Source organism: Streptomyces sp. A0958 (assembly GCF_004795035.1).
Lineage (GTDB): Bacteria > Actinomycetota > Actinomycetes > Streptomycetales > Streptomycetaceae > Streptomyces.
In genome coordinates this window covers 1-10,017 of the sequence record NZ_SSBK01000054.1, presented here as the reverse complement: position 1 = coordinate 10,017, position 10,017 = coordinate 1, and the positions used below count along the sequence as shown (strand labels likewise).

Below are 10,017 nucleotides of genomic sequence, written 5' to 3'. Positions count from 1 at the left end.
CGCGGATGCTCAGACGTTGAAGCCCAGCGCGCGCAGCTGCTCGCGGCCGTCGTCCGTGATCTTGTCGGGGCCCCACGGCGGCATCCAGACCCAGTTGATCCGGAGCTCGTTGACGATGCCGTCCGTCGCGGACCGCGCCTGGTCCTCGATGACGTCGGTCAGCGGACAGGCCGCGGACGTCAGGGTCATGTCGAGGGTGGCGATGTTGGCGTCGTCGATGTGGATGCCGTAGATCAGCCCCAGGTTGACGACGTCGATGCCCAGCTCGGGGTCGACCACGTCGTACAGCGCCTCGCGGACCTCCTCCTCGGAGGCCGGCTTGGTGGTCATGGTCTCGTTGTCGCTCATGCGGTCTTCCCTTCGGACAGCACCTTCGCCGTCGCGTCCTTCCACGCCATCCAGCTCAGCAGCGCGCACTTGACCCGGGCCGGGTACTTGGAGACACCGGCGAACGCGACCGCGTCCTCCAGCACCTCCTCCATCGCCTCGTCGGGCTCCAGCTGCCCCTTCGACTGCATCAGCTCCAGGAACGCGGCCTGGATCTTCTGCGCCTCGCCCAGCTCCTTGCCGACCAGCAGCTCGTTCAGTACGGAGGCGCTGGCCTGGCTGATGGAGCAGCCCTGGCCCTCGTAACTCACATCGGCGATGGTCTCGCCGTCGTACCGCACCCGCAACGTGATCTCGTCACCGCACGTCGGATTGACGTGATGCACCTCGGCGTCGCCGTCCCGCAGGCCGCGCCCGTGGGGGTGCTTGTAGTGGTCCAGGATCACTTCCTGGTACATGGAATCAAGCTTCACGAGTCAATCCCCAGCCGCTCTAGCCGAAAAAGTTCCGGACGTGTTCCAGCCCGTCCACCAGGGCGTCGACCTCGGCGGGCGTGGAGTACAGATAGAACGACGCTCGCGTCGTCGCAGGAATTCCGTACCGCAGGCAGACCGGGCGGGCGCAGTGGTGTCCGACCCGGACCGCGATGCCCTGCTCGTCCAGGACCTGGCCCACGTCGTGCGGGTGGATGTCACCGAGCGTGAAGGAGATCGTCGCGCCGCGGTCCTCCGCGGTGGCCGGGCCGATGATCCTGAGGTCCGGCACCTCCAGGAGCCGCTTCACCGCGTAGGCGGTGATGGCCTGTTCGTGGCGGTGGATGTTCTCCATGCCGATCGCCGAGAGGTAGTCCACGGCCGCGCCGAGGCCGACGGCCTGGGCGATCGGGGGCGTACCGGCCTCGAACTTGTGCGGGGCGGGCGCGTAGGTCGAGGAGTGCATCGACACCGTCTCGATCATCTCGCCGCCGCCGAGGAACGGGGGCAGGTCCTCCAGGAGTTCCTGCCGTCCCCAGAGCACGCCGATGCCGGTCGGGCCGACCATCTTGTGACCGGTGAAGGCCACGAAGTCGGCCTGGAGCGCCTGCACGTCGAGCACCATGTGCGGGGCGGCCTGGGAGGCGTCGATGCAGACGAGCGCACCGACCTCCTGGGCGCGCCGGACGATCTTCTCGACCGGGTTGTGGGTGCCCATGATGTTCGAGACCAGCGTGAAGGAGACGATCTTCGTCTTCTCGGTGATGATCTCGTCGATGTTGGACAGGTCGAGCCGGCCGTCGTCGGTGATGCCGAACCACTTCAGCTTCGCGCCGGTGCGCTGCGAGAGCAGCTGCCAGGGCACGATGTTGGAGTGGTGCTCCATCTCCGTGGTGACGATCTCGGTCTCGTGGTCGACCCGGTAGGGCTCGTCGGCCCAGCCGAGCATGTTGGCCACGAGGTTGAGCGACTCCGAGGCGTTCTTGGTGAAGATGACCTCGTTGCGGCTAGGCGCGTTGATGAACGCGGCGACCTTGTCACGGGCGCCCTCGTACAGCGCCGTGGCCTCCTCCGCGATCGTGTACACGCCGCGGTGCACGTTGGCGTTGTGCCGCTCGTAGTACTCGTTGAGGGCGTCGAGCACCTGGCGCGGCTTCTGCGAGGTCGCCGCACTGTCCAGGTAAACGATCTTCTTCCCGTCGTGGACCGTGCGGTCCAGGATGGGGAAGTCCTTGCGGATCGCCTCGGTGTCGAGGAGGCCCGGCAGCTGTGTCACGCGGCAGCGCCACCCTTCACGTATGCCTCGTAGCCCTCGTTCTCCAGCTTGTCGGCGAGCTCGGCACCGCCGGACTCGGCGATCCGGCCGTTGGCGAACACGTGCACGAAGTCGGGCTTGATGTACCGGAGAATCCGGGTGTAGTGCGTGATCAGCAGGGTGCCGACCTCGCCGGACTCGCGGACGCGGTTGACGCCCTCGGAGACGACGCGCAGGGCGTCGACGTCCAGGCCGGAGTCGGTCTCGTCGAGGATCGCGACCTTCGGCTTGAGGAGTTCCAGCTGAAGGATCTCGTGGCGCTTCTTCTCACCGCCGGAGAAGCCCTCGTTGACGTTGCGCTCGGCGAAGGCGGGGTCCATCTGGAGCGCGGCCATCGCCTCCTTGACCTCCTTCACCCAGGTACGCAGCTTGGGCGCCTCGCCGCGGACGGCGGTGGCGGAGGTGCGCAGGAAGTTGGAGACCGAGACACCGGGGATCTCGACCGGGTACTGCATGGCGAGGAACAGGCCGGCGCGGGCCCGCTCGTCGACGGACATCTCCAGGACGTCCTCGCCGTCCAGGGTGACCGTGCCGCTGGTGATGGTGTACTTGGGGTGACCGGCCAGCGAGTAGGCGAGGGTGGACTTGCCGGACCCGTTGGGGCCCATGATGGCGTGGGTCTCGCCCTGCTTCACGGTCAGGTCGACGCCCTTGAGGATCTCCTTCGTGGCGTTGTCGGCCTCGACGGTGACGTGCAGGTCGCGGATTTCAAGCGTTGCCATGGGTGACTCAGGACTCCTGGGTGACGGAGACGAGCACGTCGTCCCCTTCGATCTTGACGGGGTATACGGGGACGGGGCGCGTCGCGGGAAGGCCGGACGGCTTGCCGGTGCGCAGGTCGAAGGTCGATCCGTGCAGCCAGCACTCGATCGAGCAGTCCTCGACCTCGCCCTCGGACAGCGAGACGTTCGCGTGCGAGCAGATGTCGTTGATCGCGAACACCTCGCCCTCGGTGCGTACGACGGAGACCGGCGTGCCGTCGACCTCCACCCGCTTGGGGATGTCGTTCTCCAGCTCGCTCAGCCCGCAGGCTCTCACGAAGGCCATCAGACCGATGCCTTCAGCTCGGTCTCGATCTTGTCGAGAAGGCGGGCCTCGACGTCCGGCAGACCGATCTGCTGGACCAGCTCGGCGAAGAAGCCGCGCACGACGAGGCGGCGGGCCTCCTCGGCGGGGATGCCGCGCGACTGGAGGTAGAACAGCTGCTCGTCGTCGAAGCGGCCGGTCGCCGAGGCGTGGCCGGCGCCGACGATCTCGCCGGTCTCGATCTCCAGGTTCGGCACCGAGTCGACCCGCGCACCGTCGGTGAGGACCAGGTTGCGGTTCATCTCGTAGGTGTCGGTGCCCTCGGCGGCGGCCTGGATGAGCACGTCACCGATCCACACCGCGTGTGCGTTGTCGCCCTGGAGCGCGCCCTTGTAGGCCACGTTGGACTTGCAGTGCGGGGTGTTGTGGTCGACCAGGAGGCGGTGCTCCTGGTGCTGGCCCTTGTCGGTGAAGTAGAGGCCGAACAGTTCGGCCTCGCCACCGGTGCCCGCGTACGCGATCCGGGGGTGGAGCCGGACCAGGTCGCCGCCGAAGGTGACGACGATGGACTTGAACGAGGCGTCCCGGCCGACCAGCGCGTTGTGCTGGCCGACGTGGACGGCCCGCTCGTCCCAGTCCTGCACGGAGACGACGGTCAGCTTGGCCCCGTCGCCCAGGACGTAGTCGATGTTGGCGGCGAGCACCGCGTCACCGGTGTGGTCGATGACGACGACCGCCTCGGCGAAGGCGCCCAGCTCGACCACCTGGTGGCCGTAGGCGACGCCGCCCTCGCCGTGCACGGCGATCCGGATCGGCTCGGTGAGCACGGCCTCCTTGGCGACCGTGACCACGTGGGCCTGCTCGAAGGACGAGTAGGCCTGCGCGGCCACCCGGTCCACCGGCGTGCCGGCCTTGCCGAGCCGGGCGTCGTCACGGCCGACGCTCTCGACCGTGACGCCCTCGGGGGCCTCGATCGCGACCTTCACACCGCCGCCGGTGGCGACGGCGGTGCCGTCGTGCAGGCCGCGCAGCCGCTCCAGCGGGGTGAACCGCCACTCCTCCTCGCGGCCGTGCGGGACGGGGAAGTCCGCGACATCGAAGGACGGGGGCGCGCTCATGCGCGTCGCGACGGTCGACTCCGCGGCGACCGCGATGGAACCGGCGGTCGTGGACCCCGCAGGAATGTTCTGAGCCTCAGCCATGGCTGTCGTAGTGCTCGCTTTCTCAGTCGGACAGATGTCAGGGGGTTCGGGGGCCGGTGCGGCCGGCCCGGCCTCGGCGTGACTAGCCGACCGAACCCTCCATCTGCAGCTCGATCAGCCGGTTGAGCTCCAGGGCGTACTCCATCGGGAGCTCCTTCGCGATCGGCTCGACGAAGCCGCGCACGATCATGGCCATGGCCTCGAACTCGGTCATGCCGCGGCTCATCAGGTAGAAGAGCTGGTCCTCGGAGACCTTGGAGACGGTCGCCTCGTGGCCCATCGACACGTCGTCCTCGCGGACGTCGACGTACGGGTAGGTGTCGGACCGGGAGATCGTGTCGACCAGCAGCGCGTCGCACAGCACGTTGGACTTCGCGCCCGGCGCGCCCTCGCCGATCTCGATCAGACCGCGGTAGGAGGTGCGGCCGCCGCCTCGCGCCACCGACTTGGAGACGATGTTGGACGAGGTGTTCGGGGCCATGTGGACCATCTTGGCGCCGGCGTCCTGGTGCTGGCCCTCGCCCGCGAAGGCGATGGACAGGGTCTCGCCCTTGGCGTGCTCGCCCATCAGGTAGACGGCCGGGTACTTCATGGTGACCTTGGAGCCGATGTTGCCGTCGACCCACTCCATGGTCGCGCCCTCGTAGGCCACGGCGCGCTTGGTGACCAGGTTGTAGACGTTGTTCGACCAGTTCTGGATCGTCGTGTAGCGGCAGCGGCCGCCCTTCTTCACGATGATCTCGACGACCGCGGAGTGCAGCGAGTCGGAGGAGTAGATCGGCGCCGTGCAGCCCTCGACGTAGTGGACGTAGGCGTCCTCGTCGACGATGATCAGCGTCCGCTCGAACTGGCCCATGTTCTCCGTGTTGATACGGAAGTAGGCCTGGAGCGGGATGTCCACGTGGACACCCTTGGGGACGTAGATGAAGGACCCGCCCGACCAGACGGCCGAGTTCAGCGAGGCGAACTTGTTGTCGCCGACCGGGATGACGGTGCCGAAGTACTCCTTGAAGAGCTCCGGGTGCTCCTTCAGCGCGGTGTCGGTGTCGAGGAAGATGACGCCCTGCTCCTCCAGGTCCTCGCGGATCTGGTGGTAGACGACCTCGGACTCGTACTGCGCGGCGACACCGGCGACCAGGCGCTGCTTCTCCGCCTCCGGGATGCCGAGCTTGTCGTACGTGTTCTTGATGTCCTCGGGCAGGTCCTCCCAGGACTCCGCCTGCTTCTCCGTCGAGCGCACGAAGTACTTGATGTTGTCGAAGTCGATGCCCGAGAGGTCCGAGCCCCAGTTCGGCATGGGCTTCTTCTCGAAGAGCTTGAGGCCCTTGAGCCGCAGCTTGAGCATCCAGTCGGGCTCGTTCTTCTTCTCCGAGATGTCGCGGACGACGGCCTCGGAGAGGCCGCGCTTGGCCGCCGCACCTGCCGCGTCGGAGTCGGCCCAGCCGAATTCGTACGTGCCCAGGCCTTCGAGCTCAGGGTGGGCAGTCTCCGTGGGGAGCGTCATGCGGGGTTCCTCCCGGCCGTGGTGCTTGCAGAAGCTGAATCGGTGGTCTGTGGGGTGGGGTGTCCGCTGCGCGGAATGTACGTCGTGCACACCCCGTCGCCGTGGGCGATGGTGGCCAGACGCTGCACATGGGTCCCCAGGAGGCTGGAGAAGATCTCCGTCTCCGCCTCGCACAGCTGCGGGTACTGCTCGGCGACGTGTGCGACCGGGCAGTGGTGCTGGCACAGCTGCTCACCCTGCTGCGGGCCCGGCGCGCTGCGCGCCGTAGCAGCGTACCCGTCGGCGGACAAGGCCTTGGCCAACGCCTCAGTACGGGCTTCGGGTTCCGCGGCCTCGATCGCCGCGCGGTAGGCCGCCGACTGCTCGGCGGTCCTGGCCCGGGCGAACGCCATGACCGCTTCCTCGCCCGCGAGCTCGGCGATCCAGCGCAGGGCGTCCGCGGCGAGCGAGTCGTAGGACTGGTCGAAGGCGTCCCGGCCGCAGTCGGTGAGGGCGAACACCTTGGCCGGGCGGCCACGGGTCCGCGCCCCGTACACCCGCTTCTCGCGGGCCTCCACGACACCGTCGCAGGCAAGGGCGTCGAGGTGGCGGCGGACGGCGGCCTGGGTGAGTCCCAGGCGCTTCGCCAGTTCGGCGACGGTGGACGGGCCGTGGTCCAGGATGGAGCGCGCGACACGGTTGCGCGTCGAGCGCTCACCGGTCGCGAGTTCCTCCTGAGGAGCCTCGCCCACGTATTTCACAACGCCATTGTTGCGTAATTCATCCGCCCCTGACAACCACGTTCCGAAACGATCAACCATGCAATCCATCACTTAGGGTTACCTAATCAAGCCCCCGGGCCAGGGGCCCCCGGGCGGGCTGCCTACACTCGATTCCCATGAACAGCGAGCCCGCCCCACCCTTTTCCGGCCCGGCTGTCCGGATCAGCGGCCTGGTGAAGCGGTACGGCGAAAAGACCGCGGTGGACGGCCTCGACCTGGACATCCCGGCCGGCGCCGTCACCGCCGTACTCGGCCCCAACGGCGCCGGCAAGACCACCACGATCGAGACCTGCGAGGGCTACCGCCGCCCCGACGGCGGGACGGTCCGGGTCCTCGGCCTCGACCCCGTCGCCGACGCCGCCCGGCTGCGCCCGAGGATCGGCGTGATGCTCCAGTCGGGCGGGATCTACTCCGGCGCCCGCGCCGACGAGATGCTCCGCCACATGGCGAAGCTGCACGCCCACCCGCTCGACGTCGACGCCCTGATCGAGCGCCTCGGCCTCGGCGGCTGCGGCCGCACCACCTACCGCAGGCTCTCCGGCGGCCAGCAGCAGCGGCTCGCCCTGGCCATGGCCGTCGTGGGCCGGCCGGAGCTCGTCTTCCTGGACGAGCCGACCGCCGGCCTCGACCCGCAGGCCCGCCGCTCCACCTGGGACCTCGTACGGGAGCTGCGCGCCGACGGCGTGAGCACCGTACTGACCACGCACTTCATGGACGAGGCCGAGGAGCTGGCCGACGAGGTCGCCGTCATCGACGCGGGCCGGATCGTCGCCCAGGGCAGCCCCGAGGCCCTGTGCCGGGGCGGCGCCGAGAACACCCTGCGCTTCACCGGCCGCCCCGGGCTCGACCTCGGCTCACTGCTGAAGGCGCTGCCCGACGGCACGCAGGCGGCCGAGCTGAGCACCGGCGTCTACCGCATCACCGGCGACGTCGACCCGCAGCTGCTGGCCACCGTCACCTCCTGGTGCGCGCAGCACGGCGTGATGCCGTCCGGCATCTCCGTGGAGCGCCACACCCTGGAGGACGTCTTCCTGGAACTGACCGGCAAGGAGCTGCGCGCATGAGCGCCGGTACGTACACCCCCCGGCCGGGCGCCGCCCCGCTGCCGCGCATGATCGCCGCGCAGACCGCGCTGGAGACGCGGATGCTGCTGCGCAACGGCGAGCAGCTGCTGCTGACCGTGGTCATCCCGACGCTGCTGCTGGTGCTGTTCAGCGCGGTCGACATCGTGGACACCGGCTCCGGCGAGCCGGTGGACTTCCTGACGCCGGGCGTCCTGGCGCTGGCCGTGATGTCGACGGCCTTCACCGGCCAGGCCATCGCCACCGGTTTCGAACGGCGCTACGGGGTGCTCAAGCGGCTCGGCGCGTCGCCGCTGCCGCGCTGGGGGCTGATGACCGCGAAGACCCTGGCGGTGCTGGTCACCGAGGTGCTTCAGGTGGTCCTGCTGACGGTGATCGCCTTCGCGCTGGGCTGGTCACCGCACGGCAACCCGTTCGCCGTGCTGCTGCTCCTGGTGCTGGGGACGGCCGCGTTCTCCGGGCTCGGGCTGCTGATGGCCGGGACGCTGAAGGCGGAGGCGACGCTCGCCGCCGCCAACCTGGTGTTCCTGCTGCTGCTGGTGGGCGGCGGGGTGATCGTGCCGCTGGAGAAGTTCCCGGACGCCGTGCAGTCGGTGCTCGGGCTGCTGCCGATCGCGGCGCTGTCGGACGGACTGCGGGACGTCCTCCAGCACGGTGCCGGGATGCCGTGGGGCGACCTGGGCATCCTCGCGGTCTGGACGGTGCTGGGGCTCGGCGCGGCGGCCCGGTTCTTCCGCTGGGAGTGAGAGCGCGGATGCTTTCCGTTGCCTTTTCGGGCAACTCGTCCCCCTCGTGAAAGCTTGCACAAGCGGCGTCCTACGATGGTGCGCGTGCCCAAGCTGACGAGAGCCGAAGTCGCTCAAGCCCTGCGCAATCCGCTGCTGTACATCGCCGAGCGGTGGACCCCCGAGCCCAGGACGGTGCGCCGCGCGACCATGTCGGCGGTCGTAATGGCCGTCGTCATCGTCGTGACCGGCGGCGCCGTCCGGCTGACGGGTTCCGGTCTCGGCTGCCCGACCTGGCCCAAGTGCACCGACGAGAGCCTGACGGCCACGAGCGCGATGGGCTTCCACGGCGCCATCGAGTTCGGCAACCGGATGCTGACGTACGTCCTGTGCGCGGCGGTCGGCTGGGCGATCATCGCGGCCCGGTCCGCCAAGCCGTGGCGGCGCAGCCTCACCCGGCTGGGCTGGGTGCAGTTCTGGATCGTGATGGGCAACGCGGTGCTCGGCGGCATCGTCGTGCTCGTCGGCCTCAACCCGTACACCGTGGCGGCGCACTTCCTGCTGTCCAGCGGGCTGCTCGCGGTCGCCCTGGTGACCTGGCAGCGGGTGCGTGAGGGCGACGGGGCACCGCGCCCGCTGGTCGGCAAGGCGGTCGCGCAGCTGTCCTGGCTGCTGGCGGCAGCGGCGGGCCTGCTGATCGCCGTCGGCACGGTGGTCACGGGCGCCGGGCGGCACGCGGGCGACTCCAGCGATGTGCACCGCATCCCGATCGACTGGAAGATGATCACCCAGCTCCACGCCGACCTGGCCTGGGTCGTGGTGGCCCTGACCGTCGCGCTCTGGTTCGTCCTGAAGGCCGTGGACGCGCCCATCGGGCCGCTGCACCGGACCCGCGAGCTGTTCCTGATCCTGCTGGGCCAGGGGCTGGTGGGGTACGTGCAATATTTCACCGACACTCCGGAGGTCCTGGTCGGGGTGCACATGTTCGGTTCATGTCTGGTATGGATCGGGGTCGTACGGGTCCTGCTGTCGCTGCGGGAGCGGCCGGTGGAGGTCTCCCGGGTGCCGGAGCCCACGACCGAGCAGCCCGAGCCCGCGGCGGCCGGCTGACACCGCGCTTCGCAACGGATTCGGGGCTCCCGCTCCACGGCTGTACGCCGTGGAGCGGGAGCCCCGAATCCGTTCTGCGGGTCTCAGGCCTTGTTGGACGGGCCCCCGACCTGGATGCCGGCCATCCGGCTCCACTCGTACGGCCCCGTGTGCACCTTCGCCGCGAACTCGCCGTCGAACTCGTCGTGCAGGGTGATCCCGGACCGCTGCGCGGCGCTCTCGGCGACCGCGTACGAGGGGGCCACCAGATCGCCCCAGCCGCCGTCCTCGCCCACGAGGACGATGCGGGTGCCCGTCTGCCCGAGGTAGGCGAGCTGCCCCTCGGCGCCGCCGTGCGCCTTCGCGAAGGCGCCGATCTGCTTGGCCAGCCGGGCCGCCCTGCGCTCCGCGCGCGCCGCCTGCTTGCCGTCCACCTGCTGGGTCTCAGCCGTCTCTGCCGTCTCTGCCATGAACAGGATGCTACCGATGGGTAGATCAACTGGCGACGGGCGG

At 69.3% G+C, this 10,017-nt stretch carries 12 protein-coding genes; 3 read left to right on the top strand and 9 right to left on the bottom strand.

The window, feature by feature from the left end; genetic code table 11:
- Positions 1-9: 9 nt before the first annotated feature.
- The 8 genes from E6P78_RS30705 to E6P78_RS30670 form a co-directional block, all read right to left on the bottom strand.
- Positions 10-348: a metal-sulfur cluster assembly factor gene (locus E6P78_RS30705; RefSeq protein WP_136206906.1), complete on the bottom strand. Its 339-nt coding sequence runs from the start codon at positions 346-348 to the stop codon at positions 10-12.
- Positions 345-800, bottom strand: coding sequence for a Fe-S cluster assembly sulfur transfer protein SufU (gene sufU, locus E6P78_RS30700; RefSeq protein ID WP_026250374.1), 456 nt, complete (start codon positions 798-800; stop codon positions 345-347). Before sufU ends, E6P78_RS30705 begins: the two co-directional genes overlap by 4 nt.
- Before the next feature lie 19 nt (positions 801-819).
- Positions 820-2,076 carry a cysteine desulfurase gene (locus E6P78_RS30695; protein WP_136206905.1) on the bottom strand — a complete coding sequence of 419 codons (1,257 nt, stop codon included), beginning with the start codon at positions 2,074-2,076 and terminating at the stop codon, positions 820-822.
- Positions 2,073-2,837 carry a Fe-S cluster assembly ATPase SufC gene (sufC, locus tag E6P78_RS30690; RefSeq protein WP_136206904.1) on the bottom strand — a complete coding sequence of 255 codons (765 nt, stop codon included), beginning with the start codon at positions 2,835-2,837 and terminating at the stop codon, positions 2,073-2,075. The genes E6P78_RS30695 and sufC overlap by 4 nt, the downstream gene beginning before the upstream one ends.
- Before the next feature lie 7 nt (positions 2,838-2,844).
- Positions 2,845-3,162, bottom strand: a complete 318-nt coding sequence (locus tag E6P78_RS30685; RefSeq protein WP_136206903.1) for a non-heme iron oxygenase ferredoxin subunit — start codon at positions 3,160-3,162, stop codon at positions 2,845-2,847.
- On the bottom strand, positions 3,162-4,343 hold the full coding sequence (gene sufD / locus E6P78_RS30680) for a Fe-S cluster assembly protein SufD (protein WP_136206902.1): 1,182 nt from the start codon (positions 4,341-4,343) through the stop codon (positions 3,162-3,164). The genes E6P78_RS30685 and sufD overlap by 1 nt, the downstream gene beginning before the upstream one ends.
- Positions 4,344-4,425: 82 nt before the next feature.
- Positions 4,426-5,847, bottom strand: coding sequence for a Fe-S cluster assembly protein SufB (gene sufB, locus E6P78_RS30675; RefSeq protein ID WP_018555700.1), 1,422 nt, complete (start codon positions 5,845-5,847; stop codon positions 4,426-4,428).
- Positions 5,844-6,587 carry an ArsR family transcriptional regulator gene (locus E6P78_RS30670; RefSeq protein ID WP_136206901.1) on the bottom strand — a complete coding sequence of 248 codons (744 nt, stop codon included), beginning with the start codon at positions 6,585-6,587 and terminating at the stop codon, positions 5,844-5,846. Before E6P78_RS30670 ends, sufB begins: the two co-directional genes overlap by 4 nt.
- Positions 6,588-6,724: 137 nt before the next feature.
- On the opposite strand from E6P78_RS30670, the gene E6P78_RS30665 reads away from it, so the two are divergent.
- The 3 genes from E6P78_RS30665 (at position 6,725) to E6P78_RS30655 (ending at position 9,525) form a co-directional block, all read left to right on the top strand.
- Positions 6,725-7,672, top strand: coding sequence for an ABC transporter ATP-binding protein (locus E6P78_RS30665; RefSeq protein ID WP_136206900.1), 948 nt, complete (start codon positions 6,725-6,727; stop codon positions 7,670-7,672).
- The gene (locus tag E6P78_RS30660) at positions 7,669-8,436 is read left to right on the top strand and encodes an ABC transporter permease (RefSeq protein WP_136206899.1); all 768 of its coding nucleotides are present in this window, start codon (positions 7,669-7,671) and stop codon (positions 8,434-8,436) included. Before E6P78_RS30665 ends, E6P78_RS30660 begins: the two co-directional genes overlap by 4 nt.
- Before the next feature lie 75 nt (positions 8,437-8,511).
- Entirely contained in the window at positions 8,512-9,525 is a 1,014-nt protein-coding gene (locus E6P78_RS30655) for a COX15/CtaA family protein (protein ID WP_136206898.1), read from the top strand.
- Between the two features lie 83 nt (positions 9,526-9,608).
- Here E6P78_RS30655 and E6P78_RS30650 read toward each other — a convergent pair whose 3' ends face one another.
- Positions 9,609-9,974, bottom strand: coding sequence for a hypothetical protein (locus E6P78_RS30650; RefSeq protein WP_136206897.1), 366 nt, complete (start codon positions 9,972-9,974; stop codon positions 9,609-9,611).
- Positions 9,975-10,017 lie beyond the last annotated feature (43 nt).

Bases quoted from the DNA above. Each gene is read 5' to 3' on its own strand.
- sufB (WP_018555700.1), bottom strand. From the start codon at position 5,847: ATGACGCTCCCCACGGAGACTGCCCACCCTGAGCTCGAAGGCCTGGGC.
- E6P78_RS30660 (WP_136206899.1), top strand. From the start codon at position 7,669: ATGAGCGCCGGTACGTACACCCCCCGGCCGGGCGCCGCCCCGCTGCCG.
- sufC (WP_136206904.1), bottom strand. From the start codon at position 2,837: ATGGCAACGCTTGAAATCCGCGACCTGCACGTCACCGTCGAGGCCGAC.
- E6P78_RS30685 (WP_136206903.1), bottom strand. From the start codon at position 3,162: ATGGCCTTCGTGAGAGCCTGCGGGCTGAGCGAGCTGGAGAACGACATC.
- E6P78_RS30650 (WP_136206897.1), bottom strand. From the start codon at position 9,974: ATGGCAGAGACGGCAGAGACGGCTGAGACCCAGCAGGTGGACGGCAAG.
- E6P78_RS30655 (WP_136206898.1), top strand. From the start codon at position 8,512: ATGGTGCGCGTGCCCAAGCTGACGAGAGCCGAAGTCGCTCAAGCCCTG.
- sufD (WP_136206902.1), bottom strand. From the start codon at position 4,343: ATGGCTGAGGCTCAGAACATTCCTGCGGGGTCCACGACCGCCGGTTCC.
- E6P78_RS30665 (WP_136206900.1), top strand. From the start codon at position 6,725: ATGAACAGCGAGCCCGCCCCACCCTTTTCCGGCCCGGCTGTCCGGATC.
- E6P78_RS30705 (WP_136206906.1), bottom strand. From the start codon at position 348: ATGAGCGACAACGAGACCATGACCACCAAGCCGGCCTCCGAGGAGGAG.